The 13,747-nt window shown below is 65.0% G+C and carries 12 protein-coding genes; 10 read left to right on the top strand and 2 right to left on the bottom strand.

What is annotated here, in order from left to right; all coding sequences use genetic code 11:
* Positions 1-158: 158 nt before the first annotated feature.
* Together LT988_RS15555 and LT988_RS15545 are read left to right on the top strand one after the other, a co-directional pair.
* Entirely contained in the window at positions 159-1,229 is a 1,071-nt protein-coding gene (locus tag LT988_RS15555) for an FAD:protein FMN transferase (protein WP_232406454.1), read from the top strand.
* 549 nt (positions 1,230-1,778) lie between these two features.
* Positions 1,779-2,429: a pilin gene (locus tag LT988_RS15545; protein WP_269752051.1), complete on the top strand. Its 651-nt coding sequence runs from the start codon at positions 1,779-1,781 to the stop codon at positions 2,427-2,429.
* A gap of 389 nt (positions 2,430-2,818) precedes the next feature.
* On the opposite strand, the gene LT988_RS15540 is transcribed toward LT988_RS15545, so the two are convergent.
* Complete coding sequence (locus LT988_RS15540) at positions 2,819-3,160, bottom strand: hypothetical protein (RefSeq protein ID WP_232406453.1); 342 nt, start codon at positions 3,158-3,160, stop codon at positions 2,819-2,821.
* Positions 3,161-3,393: 233 nt separating this feature from the next.
* Between LT988_RS15540 and folP the strand changes: the two genes are divergently transcribed.
* Positions 3,394-4,230, top strand: coding sequence for a dihydropteroate synthase (gene folP, locus LT988_RS15535; protein ID WP_232406452.1), 837 nt, complete (start codon positions 3,394-3,396; stop codon positions 4,228-4,230).
* A 65-nt stretch (positions 4,231-4,295) separates the two neighbouring features.
* On the opposite strand, the gene LT988_RS15530 is transcribed toward folP, so the two are convergent.
* Entirely contained in the window at positions 4,296-4,826 is a 531-nt protein-coding gene (locus LT988_RS15530) for a HugZ family pyridoxamine 5'-phosphate oxidase (protein WP_232406451.1), read from the bottom strand.
* 262 nt (positions 4,827-5,088) lie between these two features.
* On the opposite strand from LT988_RS15530, the gene LT988_RS15525 reads away from it, so the two are divergent.
* The 7 genes from LT988_RS15525 (at position 5,089) to LT988_RS15495 (ending at position 13,563) form a co-directional block, all read left to right on the top strand.
* Entirely contained in the window at positions 5,089-6,387 is a 1,299-nt protein-coding gene (locus LT988_RS15525; RefSeq protein WP_232406450.1) for an META domain-containing protein, read from the top strand.
* 140 nt (positions 6,388-6,527) lie between these two features.
* Complete coding sequence (locus tag LT988_RS15520) at positions 6,528-8,159, top strand: thiamine pyrophosphate-dependent enzyme (RefSeq protein ID WP_232406449.1); 1,632 nt, start codon at positions 6,528-6,530, stop codon at positions 8,157-8,159.
* A gap of 21 nt (positions 8,160-8,180) precedes the next feature.
* The gene (locus tag LT988_RS15515; protein WP_232406448.1) at positions 8,181-8,681 is read left to right on the top strand and encodes an indolepyruvate oxidoreductase subunit beta; all 501 of its coding nucleotides are present in this window, start codon (positions 8,181-8,183) and stop codon (positions 8,679-8,681) included.
* Positions 8,682-8,885: 204 nt separating this feature from the next.
* Positions 8,886-10,226, top strand: coding sequence for a phenylacetate--CoA ligase family protein (locus LT988_RS15510; protein WP_232406447.1), 1,341 nt, complete (start codon positions 8,886-8,888; stop codon positions 10,224-10,226).
* 256 nt (positions 10,227-10,482) lie between these two features.
* Positions 10,483-10,923, top strand: a complete 441-nt coding sequence (locus LT988_RS15505) for an ACT domain-containing protein (protein ID WP_093188302.1) — start codon at positions 10,483-10,485, stop codon at positions 10,921-10,923.
* A 390-nt stretch (positions 10,924-11,313) separates the two neighbouring features.
* Positions 11,314-12,657: a phenylacetate--CoA ligase family protein gene (locus LT988_RS15500; protein ID WP_232406446.1), complete on the top strand. Its 1,344-nt coding sequence runs from the start codon at positions 11,314-11,316 to the stop codon at positions 12,655-12,657.
* A gap of 105 nt (positions 12,658-12,762) precedes the next feature.
* Positions 12,763-13,563 (top strand): DUF4412 domain-containing protein, encoded by an 801-nt coding sequence (locus LT988_RS15495; protein ID WP_232406445.1) that lies wholly within the window; start codon positions 12,763-12,765, stop codon positions 13,561-13,563.
* Positions 13,564-13,747: the final 184 nt, after the last annotated feature.

The following is a 13,747-nucleotide window of genomic DNA, read 5'->3' as shown; positions in this document are numbered from 1 at the left end:
ACACAATCAAGAGCCCAACCTGACCACATCCGGCGCTCCGGGTCCGACACCCGATGCACGCCGGGGCATCGGGGTTATGATGCATATCCCGGCCGACCGAGGCATCTCCCTGCCCTGTTTGGAGCATGCTGCAACGGCCCCCACCCGGAATTGATCTCATGCGCTGGAGCCTGTCAGCACCGATCCGAGTATGGACCTGCCTGCTCATGCTCCTCGCGGTTTTACTCGCGAGCGGATGCAGCGACCCCGATACGCTCGTCGAGATCCACGGCAGCACCATGGGGACGACCTACAGCATCAAGCTCGTCGAGCTTCCCCTGAGCCTGACGGCCGATACGCTCAAAGCGCAGCTCGATGCACGTCTCGACGCCGTCAACGGGCTCATGTCGACCTATCGTCCGGACTCGGAACTGTCGCGTTTCAATGCGAGCCGATCGACGGATTGGTTTCCGGTCGACCCGGAGCTGGCCGACCTCGTTGCCCGCGCTCAATCCATCAGCGCGCTGAGCGACGGGGCCTTCGACATCACCGTCGGCCCGCTGGTGAATCTGTGGGGATTCGGGCCGGACGCCCACCCGTTTCGCGTTCCGGACCCGCAGACGATAGAGAAGGTCCGCGCACGCGTGGGCCACGACAAGCTCGATGTGCGCGATCAACCGCCGGCACTGCGCAAGCATCACCCCGAGCTGTATGTCGACCTGTCCGCCATCGCCAAAGGCTACGGCGTGGATCAGCTCGCCGATCTTCTGGACCGACTCGGCGCGACCGCCTACCTCGCCGAGATCGGCGGAGAGCTCATGGCCAGGGGGAACAAGCCCGGCGGTCAGCCCTGGCGCATCGCCATCGAGCGGCCGGACGCGACCTCGCGGACCGTTTACCGGATCGTCACGCTCGAGGACGACGCCATGGCCACCTCCGGAGATTATCGAAACTTCTACGAGAAAGACGGGCAGATCTACTCACACACCATCGACCCCGGCACCGGTCGACCGGTCGCGCACGCATTGGCCTCGGTCACCGTCATCACGGAGAATTGCGCGACCGCCGACGCACTGGCGACCACCTTCCTGGTGCTCGGGCCCGAGCGCGGTTTGGCACTGGCCGAATCGCTCGGCATCGGCGCCTTCTTCGTCAGCCGCGTCGGCGACGATTATGCGCACTCGGCGACAACCGCCTTCGAGGCGTCGGTCAGCGAGAAGGGCCTGCGCGTGAGTCACCTTGAGGACTGACCGGCGAGCGACACTCACGGCCGAGAAACGTCCTTTTCCGCCATCCTCCGCACGTCGGACGCCCGTGCCGTAGGCTCTCACAAACGGCCCGACAGGCATCGCGCCCCAACCCGGCCATGTCGCCGATGAAAGGGTAGGCTGAACGTACGCAGCGCAGTCCACCAGCGCCGGCGCGGGGCTATGTGGGCTTCGCCCTGGTTCGTCCACCCGGCTCTTGCGGACTGCACACCAAACCTGCGCGCGACCGCGATCTTGGTTACATTCTTGCCTCAGCGATGATGCGGTGTCGTGGCACACCCGAGGTGACGAGCACGGTTCCGACGTCGCGAAGCGGCGACACCCCGGGATCGACGACTTGCAGTCGTCTTCTTCCACCGGCCTGTCGGCCAGCGAGGTCGCGCTCGACTCGACGACCCCGCAAACCGCGCAAACGTTTTTTGGCCAAGATGACGAACGATGCCCCGCTTTCACGAGGAGCCTGCAGACATGCACGGAACGAATGGAATGAGCAGCAAGACGCCGATCCGGGGCTTCACCCTGATCGAGATCATGATCGTCGTCGCCGTAATCGGCATCCTCGCCGCCATCGCACTGCCCGCCTATCAGGACTATACGGTCCGCAGCAAGGTCAGCGAGGGACTCGGCTTCGCCTCCGCCGCAAAGGTCGCGGTGGTATCCGCCTATAGCAACAGCGACTTGCCCGCCAGCAATGCCGAAGCAGGACTCTCCGACGCGGGAGAGTTCGAAAGCCAATACGTCAAGTCCGTCGAGATCGAAGAAGGCGGCAATATCCGAGTCACCTTCAACGGCACCATCCCGCAACTCGCGGATAAAAGCGTCATGCTGGCCGCGATGGACCGCGGCGGTGCGATCGATTGGTGTTGTTACAGTCCGGATATCGAAGTGCGGTATCTGCCGGCGTCTTGTCGGGATAGCGCGCGGTGCGGAGGTGCGGCTTCGTCGCCGGATCCAGCGCCAGATCCAGCGCCGGAACCCGAACCGAAACCCGCGCCCGAGCCGAGCCCGAAGCCACCCAAACCAGAAATCCCGGAGAAAGGAGTTTGTCCTGATGGGTTCCGGTCAAAGGGTAGTTTCTGCGAGTCACCCGATGGCAGTTGCCCGAGCGGATGGCTGTCGAAACCGGGGAAACGTGGAGGCGAAACCGCGTGCTGCCATCCCGAATGGCCGGGCTGCAAATAGTAAAGATACGCGTCGCCTGGAACCGGCGATAATTTCGGCGCATAACGAAACCAGCAGGACAGGGCAACCCCCCAGTCCGTCACCTAATCACGGGCTTCACGGTCTCCGGAATCGCGGAGTCGCGCCCGCGATCTCTCTGGCCGTGAGCGCGGCCTAAGAAGACGACTGCAAGTCGTCGAGCCCAGCGGCGTTGCTTCCGGCCCGTCGGATCCAATGCCCCTCGAAGCCGGGCCGGGCTTAGTGTCGACGCCGCCGACGTCGCTCGAGTTCGCCGAATACAGCCTGACTCATTCGTATTATTCTTCTTAAACCGCGTCCCTCGCAGCCCTTAGGGAACCCACCAACGGTGAACCCCGCTCAACCCAAGACTGTAGCCAAGGGGACGCGGTTTAAGTACAGGTGGGCGACAAATGAATCCGCTGATTCTGTCTCGGCTCGGCCCAGATGATCCTTCGGCACTCATTGAAACCGAGCGTATAGATCAGCAGGTATTGCCCCGGATCCAACGTGAGCGAAAACGCCTCGTCGCGGCCGATACGATAGATCTCCTCGCCGTCGAGGTCGATCCGCACGGTGGCGAACCAACCTGCCCACGAACCGTCTCGGTAGAGCGTGATGTTTGCCGCTTCCGACGGGTTCGTCACCGTCGGGAAATTGCCTGACTGTCCACCGGTCGCGCATCCGGCGACCAGCGAGACGCTCGCGAAGGCGCCGATCAAAACAAGCCTCATACTCCTCATTTCTGTACCCTTTCCGTTTGCTCGTCGACGCGGGCTTCGTTCCGATCCCGGTCCGAGGTCCCGATAGATGCGCAAGGCCGAGTCAGGGTTATCCTTCGGGGGAGATCTGCGGGCGCATCCCGCCCGACACGGCCCCGGGCGATCCTTCAACGGCGGCGCAACGCGTCGGGATCATGCACGCATCCCCCGCGCAAGGTCAAAACCAATCGACCGGAGTCAGACAGATGAACAGCACACCGTCGGGGCAGGACACGCCGCCCCTCATCATGGGCATCCTCAACGTGACCCCGGACAGTTTTTCAGACGGCGGGTGCTACTCGGACACCGCCGTTGCGGTGCAACACGCCCTCGAGATGATCGACGAGGGCGCCGACCTAATCGATGTCGGCGGTGAGTCCACACGGCCCGGCTCGCAGCCCGTCCCCGCCCCGGAGCAGGAGCGCCGGGTGATCCCGGTGATCATGCGACTGCGCGAAAGCGTACCGAGCAGCACCCCAATCAGCATCGACACCACCTCTGCCCGGGTGGCCGAGGCCGCGCTCGAGGCGGGTGCCGACTGGATCAACGACACCTCTGCCGGACGCGACGATCCGGCGATGCTCGCTCTGGCGGCCGATCGAGGCGTGCCGATCGTCTTGATGCATCGGCAAGGGATGCCGGAGGCAATGCAACAAGACCCGCGTTACGCCGACGTGGTCGGCGAGGTTCGCGACTTTCTCGCCGAGCGGATCGAAACGGCCTTGGCCGCGGGGATTGCGCAGGACAAGATCCTGACCGACCCTGGCATCGGGTTCGGCAAGACGCTCGAGCACAACCTTGCGCTGATGGCCGGGTTGGGGGAGTTGGTCGATCTCGGGCCGCCCCTTCTGCTCGGGGCAAGCCGCAAGCGCTTCCTCGGCGCCATTTGTCGGGAGCAGGTTCTCACCGCGCTGATGCCCGCAACCTGTGCGACCACAGCACTCGGCGTGATGGCCGGCGCGAAGGTCTTCCGGGTACACGATGTCGCCGGTAACCGACAAGCGGCAGACGTGGCGTGGTCGATCCGCTGCGCTCGAGGCTGAACGGCGAACCGCAATCGCGTTGCGCCCCACGGGCTTCGGACGGCGGAATCCACCCCCGGAACGACTCAGCGGCCGCTTTCGCGGATGTGCCGAATGCGGGCGATCTCGACGTCGTCGATGGCGAACGCCTTGCCGAACCCCTTCACGTAGCGTCCGCGCTCAGGATGCAATCGCAGGAGATGGAAATCCGTCAAGGTGCGCAAGGTTGCGACCAAGCCTCCGAAGCGGGTCTCGAACAGATCCAGGATACCCGCGTACCCATCGCTCTCGGGGGCGATCTCCTCGACCCGGCATTGGAAGGTCAAGCGTCGACGCACGAACGGGTGTGCAGCCGTTGCCTCGTCCTCGATGAAGAGGACGCTGGCCCGGCGGGTTGCCATGAGATTGGCGGTGTGTGTCGCAAGCGCGCTCACGAAGACATAGAGGTCTCCGTCAACCTCGAGATAAGGCGAGTAGCTCGCCTCGGGCTCGCCGTCCGGGCCGCAGGTCGCCATCGAGAGCGTCGAAAATCCGGCGCGAAACCGCTGAAGCTCCTCGTAGATCGCGTCGAGATCGGGTGAGGAGGATGGCGCATCGATGCTCGGCTCGCTGGGCATGGTCGGGGTGTCACTCGCCGGTGGAGGTCGAAACGGCGTGGCCGAGTGCCGTCTGGGCAGTCGCGGGAACCGGCGAACGCCCGCCGCCGATCGGCACTCTCGCCCTGGAACCGCCGGCACATCAAGGGCAGAATCGCGCTGCGGAGGGCGCCGTCATCGCCGCACGACCGCATCGCTCGGAAAGATCCATCCGAACCGAGACTCGCGTCAAGCACCTTAACCGCCGGCCGAGCTCGGATTTTTTCGTCCAGGAGACTGCCCGATGTCGCTGATCCGTCGCACGACGCTCCCGCTCCCCGCATCATGCCTGGCCCTCATGATCGGTTCGCAGACCCCCTTTGCAGAGACGCCCGAGGGCCTGGGTGACGCATCGAACCTGCGCATCACCGGTGCCCTGAGCTACAGGGCACGGATCGCCCTGCCGCCGGACGCACTCGCGATCGTCGAGCTCCGCGATCCGAGCGTGCCGGGCGGGCGCTTGGTCGCCGAGCAGCGGATCACACTGGACGGGCGCCAGGTTCCGATCCCCTTCGAGCTGGTCGTCGAACGCGCGGAGCAGAGCCCGCACCGGTCCTATTCGATCCGCGGCGCGGTCCTGTCAGGCGGTCTGGCGGTCTGGATCACGGACGAGGTGCCGCTCGATCCGTCGGTCGAATCGCTCGATCTCGGCACCGTCATGATGGACCCCTACGAGCCGATCCCCTTCGCGAGCGAGCTCGTGTGCGGGGACCAGCCGATCCGCGTCGGGTTTCTCGAGGATCGCATGCGCCTTCAGGTCGGCGATCGCACCTTCGATCTGAGACAAGCGGTCTCGGGCTCGGGCGCCCGCTATGTCGCACTCGCGGATCCGGCCACCTCCTTTTGGAACAAGGGAGATCGCGGGATGCTCGAGATCGCGGGCACGGCCTATCCGGAATGCATCCCGGCGGAGGCGGCGAAGACCCCATTCCGGGCCACCGGCAACGAGCCTTTTTGGAGCCTGGAGCTTACCGACAAGCGTGTCGAGCTGAACACGGATCTCGGGGAGACCCGGATCAATGTCGCACTGACCGAGCAAGAGCTGCTCGAGGACGGCCGTCGCTATCGAAATCTGATCGAAGACGGCAACCTCGTCGTCAGCATCTTCGATCGGCCCTGCGTCGACACCATGAGCGGCATGCCGCACCCCGCGACGGTCGAGATCCAGCTCGACGATCGGAGGCTCGAAGGTTGCGGCGGGGATCCGGCCACGTTGCTTCAAGGGCCCGAATGGGTGGTCGAGGACATCGGCGGTGGCGGCATTATCGATCGGTCCCGCGTGACACTGAACTTCGGTGCCGACGGCCGTCTTTGGGGCCGGGCCTCCTGCAACACCTATCAGGGCGAATACACCCTGACCGGCGAGAGTCTGACACTCACGCTCTCGGCGACGACCATGATGGCCTGCGCGCCCGCATTGATGCATCAGGAGCGCAAGGTACTGGATCTGCTCGTTCGGATTCGAGCCTTCGAGCTGGACCCCACGGGTGCCCTGATCTTCAAGACGGACGACGGGCAGACCCTGCTGGCGCGTCCCGATTAGCGACGACTCGGAAATCCCCATGCGTCCTTTTCGCTGCGAGCAGGGGTGCGGCCTGCGATTGACCGACTCGGCTTGCTGCAGAGCAACAATGATGCGGATAATGTGGAATTGGTGACGCCCTGACAGAGAGTGAGTCGACGATGACGAGCGCGGAACGGCAATTACTGAGCGGAGACGACGCGGTGGCCTTGGCCGCGCTGCATGCGGGGGTACGGCTCGGGACCGGCTATCCCGGCACCCCATCGACCGAGATCCTGGAAACCTTCGACCGCCTCGGCGGACATGCGCAGTGGTCGCCGAACGAAAAGGTTGCGCTGGAAGTCGCACTCGGGGTCGCCTTCGCCGGGGCGCGGACCCTGGTCACCATGAAGCACGTCGGGCTCAACGTCGCGGCCGATCCGCTCTTCACCGCCACCTACACCGATGTCGAGGGCGGACTGGTGATCGTCTCTGCCGACGACCCGGGGATGGCCTCCAGTCAGAACGAGCAGGACAACCGGCACTACTCCCGCGCCGCAGCCATTCCGACCCTCGAGCCCGTCGATTCCCAGCAGGCTTACGATTTCACGATGCTGGCGTTCGAGATCTCGGAGCGCTGGAAGATCCCGGTCATGCTGCGGATCACCACACGGGTCTGCCATTCCAAAACCATCGTGATCCCGCGCGGGCCGGTCTCGGGTGTGGCCGAGCCCGCCTTCGAGCACAAGATCCCCGCGCGCGTCATGATCCCGGCCTATGCCAAGCCGGCTCATCATCGCCTGCGCACCAAGCTCGCCGAGATCACCGCCTGGAACGAGGCCGAGGGCCCGATCCAGGAGACAACCGGGGACGCCAACCTCGGGGTCGTGACGACCGGCATCAGCGCCGTGCATGCCCGCGAGGCCGCACCAGAGGCGAGCCATCTGACCATCGGCATGACCTATCCGCTGCCGATGGAGCGCATCCGCGCCTTCGCCGCCGGGGTGGAGCGTCTCCTCGTCGTCGAAGAGGGCGATCCCGTCCTTGTCGATGACCTACGCACCGCCGGCATCGATGCCGAGGGCAAGCCGGAGATGTATCGCTTCGGCGAGCTGGATGTGGCGCGCGTGCGCCGTATCCTCGCCGGTGACACCAGCGCGGAGCCCGTCCCGCCCAAGGGCAAGCCGCCCGAGCTCTGTCAGGGTTGCGCGCACCGCGAGGTCTTCCAAGCGCTCCGGGACCTCGACTGCATCGTCGCGGGCGATATCGGCTGCTACACGCTCGGCGTGCTGCCGCCCTTCTCGGCGATGGACACCTGCGTCTGCATGGGCGCGAGCATCGGCGTCGGGCTGGGCCTGCGTCATGCGCTGCCCGAGGATCAGGCGCGCCGCGTGGTCAGCGTGATCGGGGATTCGACCTTCGTGCATTCCGGCCTCACCGGGATCGCCGAGATGGTCTACAACCCGCCGGCGACGGGTCATCTGGTGATGATCCTCGACAACGGCACGACCGCGATGACCGGGCTGCAGGAGCATCCCGGGACCGGGCGCCTGCTCGATCACTCCACGACCAACAAGCTGAGCTTCGAGGGCATCGCGCGCGCCATGGGCGTGCAGAACGTGCAGGTCGTCGAGACCACGGACAAGAGCCTCTCGCTGAAGGACGTGATCGCCGAGCTGCTCGCCAAACCTGAGACCTCGCTCCTGATCACGCGCCAGCCCTGCGTCCTGGCCGCACCCAAGATCCGCTTCTACGACAAGGCCGCGGCCGAATCGGCGCGCGGGCACACTTGCTCCGCGGCGGTCGCGGACTGAACTCGGATCGGAGAGACACTGATGGAGAAGGTGAAGAACATCGTCATCGCCGGACTCGGCGGCCAGGGGGTCCTGACGGCCTCCGACATGCTGGCCGAGGCCGCGTTTCGCGCCGGCTTCGACGTGAAGAAGAGCGAGCTGCACGGCATGAGCCAGCGCGGCGGCTCGGTGAGCAGCGACGTGCGCTACGGCGAGCAGGTCCTGAGCCCGATGGTCCCGGCCGGCGAGGCGGACGTCCTCCTGGTCCTGGAAGAGACCCAGATCGAGATCAATCGCCCCATGCTGCGCGCCGGCGGGGTCCTGATCGGTCCAGGCCTGCTTCCTGATGGCGCGCTCAAGAACAAGAAGAGCCTCAATGTCGCCCTGCTCGGCGCCGTCTCCACGGTGCTGGACATCCCCCAAGAGCACTGGATGGCGGCCATCTACGCCAACCTGGCCGAGAAGCTCCACAAGGTCAACGACCAAGCCTTCGCTGTAGGTCGCGAGGCCGCGCTCGAGGGCCCGCTCGCTCAACACCCTTAAACCGCGTCCAGAGCGACATGCGTCGTTTTCATGTTGTATTCGGACTTGGGGATTTCACCGACCTCGGTGGAGACGCGGTTTAAGAATATTATATTTTTTAAAATCTTAAACCGCGCCAACTCCATCAATCGTCGGGTCTGCCGGGGCCGATCCCATCCAAAACCATCACAAACCGCGCCGAGCGCGGTTTAAGCGAGGACCAAGATGCTGACAGAGCTCTGGAACGACGCCGCGGGCGGTTTCCACCCAGCCAGCGCGCCCGATTTCCTGCCGGAGACGGCGCTGAAGCAGGTACAGCTGCGCCGGCTCCGCGCGGTCGTGTCGCTCGCCTACGAGAACGTCGCCCTCTTTCGCACCCGGATGGAGGAGCGCGGCCTGACTCCGGACTCGATTCAGCGGCTCGAAGACATCCAGCAGCTCCCCTTCACGGTCAAGGCCGATCTGCGCGACACCTACCCCTTCGGCCTCTTCGCCACGCCCATGAGCGACGTGGTCCGGCTGCATGCCTCCTCCGGCACCACCGGCAAACCCATTGTCGTCGCCTACACCCGCGAGGATGTCGGGGTCTGGTCGGAGGTCATGGCGCGCACCCTCGCCTGCTGCGGACTGCACCGCGGCGACATCCTGCAGAACGCCTTCGGTTACGGCCTCTTTACCGGCGGACTCGGCGCCCACTATGGCGCGGAGGCGCTCGGGGCGACCGTCGTTCCGATCTCGGGCGGCAACAGCGACCGACAGATCATGCTGATCCGCGACTTCGGCGTCTCCGCACTCTGCTGCACCCCGAGCTATTTCACCTACCTGATCGAGCGCGCCGCCGAGCTGGACGTGGATCTGCGCGCACTGCCCTTGCGCGCAGGCATCTTCGGAGCCGAGCCCTGGACCGACGGGATGCGCGATCACATCGAGGCCGCCGCCGGCATCAAGGCCTACGACATCTTCGGTCTGTCCGAGATCATCGGCCCCGGGGTGGCGAGCGAATGCTCGGCCCAACAGGGTCTGCACATCTTCGAGGATCATTTCTTTCCCGAGATCATCGACCCGGAGACGGGCGAGTCCCTGCCCGACGGCGAGGAAGGCGAGCTGGTGCTCACCACCCTGAGCAAAAGGGCGATGCCGATGATCCGCTACCGCACCCGCGACATCACCTCGCTGATCAGCGAGCCCTGCGCATGCGGGCGCACCATTCGGCGGATGCGGCGCATCGGTCGGCGCTCGGACGACATGTTCATCATTCGCGGCGTCAACGTCTTTCCCTCTCAGGTCGAGGCGGCCCTTCTGGCGGTCGAGGGCACGCTCCCGCACTACCAGATCATCCTCACCCGCGATCAGGGTCTGGACCAGATGACGGTCGAGGTCGAGGTCACGTCCGAGGTCTTCAGCGACAAGATCCGCGCGCTCGAGGATGTGCGCGCGCGGCTGGCCAAGGCGATCGAGCACATCCTCGGGATCCGCGTCGGGTTGCGCCTGGTGGAGCCGCGCAGCATCGCGCGCAGCGAGGGGAAGGCGAAGCGGGTCATCGACAGGCGCAACGAGGGGGAATAGCGGTCAGCTATCAGCCGCCAGCCGCCAGCCGCCAGCCGCCAGCCGCCAGCCGCCAGCCGCCAGCCGCCAGCCGCCAGCCGCCAGCCGCCAGCCGCCAGCCGCCAGCCGCCAGCGATTGTGAGGATCCGAACCCACTTGGCTCAACCCCTGCAGCGGCAGAAAACCCAGCTCAGCGCGGACAGCGGATAGCTGGAGGTAGGAAGCTGGCGGCTGGAGGCTGCAAGAGACCAACCGAGCACCACGAGGACTCGAAACCATGAAACTGCAACAACTCTCGCTCTTTCTCGAGAACCGCCCGGGACGTCTCGGTGCGCCTTTGGAGGCGATCGCGAAGGAGGGGATCAATATCCTGACGCTGTCGCTCGCGGATACCGCCCAGTTCGGCATCCTGCGTCTGATCGTGCGTGAATGGGACAAGGCTAAGCAGGTCTTGGAAGACGCGGGCTGGGTGGTCAACCTCACCGAGGTGGTGGCGGTCGACGTGCTCGATCGTCCGGGCGGCCTGGCCGAGGCGCTGGCCGTGCTGGAGGGCGCCGGACTGAACATTGAGTACATGTATGCCTTCTCGCTGCGGCGCGGCGACAAGGCGATCCTCATCTTCCGCTTTGAGGATCCGGATCGGGCGATCGCCGTCCTGCTCGAGAAGGGACTGCATGTGGTGGATGGGGATGAGCTGTTGAGCGTGGTCTCCGGCTGAACCGCGTCCCTTTGGATATGCTGTCTCGTCGGTTGGGGTCGCGCTTGCGTGAGTCTGCCGCCACAGTGGTGGACGCGGTTCAGGATGTTCGGTCGATTGCGAGATGATGTTGGGTGAACAAGCGCAGCGCAGCCCATCGGACACCCGCGTTCATGAGACCGGCCACCAACGTTTAGCGACTCGTGACACCCGCTCCGCGGTGTCACGCATCCCCTCTGGCGCTCTGCGCCAAGTGCCGCGATGGCCTCAGATATAAGACACGGCCCGCCGGACGGTGGCACGGAGATGAGCGGACGTCGCGCGCACCCGGGCTCGAGCTTCGGACTTGCATATCGAGCATCGGCTCGGCAGGCTCCGCGCCGGGGCACACTTATCAACGGATCGAGGATTATGGCCGCGAAGACTGATGAGGCCCATCGGCAGACCGAGCACCGCATCTGGGATCCGGATGCCGAGACCCTGCCGCGCGATGGTCTCGAGGCGTTGCAGCTGGAGCGTCTGCGCGAGCTGGTGACGCGAGTCGCGCGGGTGCCCTTTTACCGCGATCAGTTTGCCCATCGCGAGATCGGCCCGCACAGCATCCGCTCGCTCGCCGCCGTGCGTCGCCTCCCGCTGACCACCAAGGACGACCTGCGACGTCAGCATCCGTTCGGTTTTCTGGCCGTTCCGCGCAAGGCGCTGGCGCGCATCCACGGCTCCTCGGGTACGACCGGGCGGCCCACCTTCGTCGCCTATACGGCGCGCGATCTGGAGATCTGGTCGAACCTCTGCGCACGCTTCCTGGTCGCCGGCGGGCTCAGGCCCGAGCACACCGCGCAAGTCGCCTTCGGCTACGGACTCTTCACCGGTGGTTTCGGACTGCATTACGGCATCGAGCGGGTCGGTGCGGCGATCATCCCGGCGGCGGCCGGCAACACGCGGCGCCAGATCGAGATCATGCGCGACCTGGACCCGGAGGTGCTGATCTGCACCCCCAGCTATGCCCTGACCATCGCGGATTCGGCCCGCGAGCTGGGCATCGATCCGCGCTCACTGCCGATCCGCTTCGGCCATTTCGGCGGCGAGCCCTGGACCGAGGACATGCGCCGCGAGATCGAGGATCAGCTCGACATCGCCGCATTCAATAATTACGGACTCTCCGAGATCATCGGTCCGGGCGTCAGCGGGGAGTGTCCCGAGCGCACCGGGATGCACATCCAGGAGGATCATTTCCTGGTTGAATGTCTGGATCCCGAGACCCTGGAGCCGGTCCCGGAAGGCGAGCCCGGCGAGCTGGTGATCACGACCCTCACCCGCGAGGCCATGCCGCTGATCCGTTATCGCACCCGCGACATCGCCCGACTCTACCGCGAACCCTGCGCCTGCGGACGACGCACGACACGCATGAGCCGAGTCACCGGGCGCACCGACGACATGCTGATCATCCGCGGCGTGAACGTCTTCCCCTCCCAGATCGAAGAGGCGCTGCTCCGTGTGGAGGGCACCACGCCGCACTATCTCATCGAGGTCTCCCGACCCGGAACACTCGACGAGGTCCACGTCAAGGTCGAGATCCGTCCCGAGATCTTCTCCGATCGCATGGACCGCATGCAGACGCTCCGCGAGCGCATCAGCCGCGAGATCAATACGGTTGCCGGCATCCGCGCCCATGTCGACCTGGTCGAGCCCCGCACCATCGAACGCTTCGTGGGGAAGGCCAAGCGGGTGCTCGACCGGCGCAATCTCGGCGAATAGACCTATCCCGACGCGCGCTCCATCGATTACCCTGTTCGCGCGTTTGGGCGCCTGCGCCGTCGATTCGGCGCATCAAAACAATCCAGTCACCGCAGAGGAACAAGCATGATGAATCAGCAAGGCTCGAGCATCGGGCGTCAGCCGGTCATGACCCGTCGTCTCGGGCTCGCCCTCGCTTTGGCGGCACTGCTGCCGGTGTCCGCCGCGATCGCGGACGAAGAGGGTTATTACATCGAGACGATCAATCGCAGCTCGGGTGTGATGGGGGAAGCGGCAACCGAAGACTTGTCCAAGACCTACATTGCATACGACAAGATGAAGGTGGTCAACGAGGGGCCCGACGCCACCGACATGATCATCGATCCAACGGCCGGAACCATCGTTTTCATCAATCACGCCGAGAAGGAATATCTCCCGATCGACGTCAAGTCCGTGATGGAGAGCATGTCCGGGCCGGCCGCCGAGCAGATGCGCGCCATGATGGGCGAGATGACCGTGAAGGTCGAAGCAACCGGCGAGACCAAAAAGATCGGGGACTGGGACACCAAACAGTATCGAGTCACCAAGACCGGCATGATGGGCGTGGATCAGGAGATCTGGGCGACCGAGGACGTGGACCTCGACGTGACCCGCTACACCGACATGATGAGCCTCTCGGGTCCCGGCGGCATGCTGGCGAATTCACCGGCCGGCATCGCGCAGCGTGAAGAGATGAGCAAGGTCAAGGGTTATCCCATCCTGACCAAGACCAAGATGGAGATGATGGGCACCACCATGGAGACCGAGACGGAGGTCACCGTCATCCGCAAGGAGGCGATCCCGGCGGACATCTTCGAGATCCCGCAGGGCTACGGCGAACGCGACATGACGATGCAGATGCCACCGCCGGGAAGCGGACACCCGTAAACCTCCGAAGACCGGTCGAGCGCACATCGTCCGACCGGCGCGCCCCGGACCAAGCAACCCCGAGTGTTGCCTTCGGCCGGGGCCTCGCTCATCCCCCCGCGTGATCCCGGATTCGGACCTGAACCGCGTCCAGAGTGAAATGCGTCATTGTCATGTTGCGTCGGGCTCGAGGATTTTTCCGACC

The organism is Thiocapsa bogorovii (assembly GCF_021228795.1).
Taxonomy (GTDB): Bacteria; Pseudomonadota; Gammaproteobacteria; order Chromatiales; family Chromatiaceae; genus Thiocapsa; species Thiocapsa bogorovii.
The sequence above is the reverse complement of the archived record's forward strand: the minus strand, read 5'-3'. Positions and strand labels throughout refer to the sequence as shown.

Coding starts and splice junctions, on each gene's coding strand:
- LT988_RS15555 (WP_232406454.1), top strand. CDS start 159: ATGCGCTGGAGCCTGTCAGCACCGATCCGAGTATGGACCTGCCTGCTC.
- LT988_RS15545 (WP_269752051.1), top strand. CDS start 1,779: ATGATCGTCGTCGCCGTAATCGGCATCCTCGCCGCCATCGCACTGCCC.
- LT988_RS15540 (WP_232406453.1), bottom strand. CDS start 3,160: ATGAGGCTTGTTTTGATCGGCGCCTTCGCGAGCGTCTCGCTGGTCGCC.
- folP (WP_232406452.1), top strand. CDS start 3,394: ATGAACAGCACACCGTCGGGGCAGGACACGCCGCCCCTCATCATGGGC.
- LT988_RS15530 (WP_232406451.1), bottom strand. CDS start 4,826: ATGCCCAGCGAGCCGAGCATCGATGCGCCATCCTCCTCACCCGATCTC.
- LT988_RS15525 (WP_232406450.1), top strand. CDS start 5,089: ATGTCGCTGATCCGTCGCACGACGCTCCCGCTCCCCGCATCATGCCTG.
- LT988_RS15520 (WP_232406449.1), top strand. CDS start 6,528: ATGACGAGCGCGGAACGGCAATTACTGAGCGGAGACGACGCGGTGGCC.
- LT988_RS15515 (WP_232406448.1), top strand. CDS start 8,181: ATGGAGAAGGTGAAGAACATCGTCATCGCCGGACTCGGCGGCCAGGGG.
- LT988_RS15510 (WP_232406447.1), top strand. CDS start 8,886: ATGCTGACAGAGCTCTGGAACGACGCCGCGGGCGGTTTCCACCCAGCC.
- LT988_RS15505 (WP_093188302.1), top strand. CDS start 10,483: ATGAAACTGCAACAACTCTCGCTCTTTCTCGAGAACCGCCCGGGACGT.
- LT988_RS15500 (WP_232406446.1), top strand. CDS start 11,314: ATGGCCGCGAAGACTGATGAGGCCCATCGGCAGACCGAGCACCGCATC.
- LT988_RS15495 (WP_232406445.1), top strand. CDS start 12,763: ATGATGAATCAGCAAGGCTCGAGCATCGGGCGTCAGCCGGTCATGACC.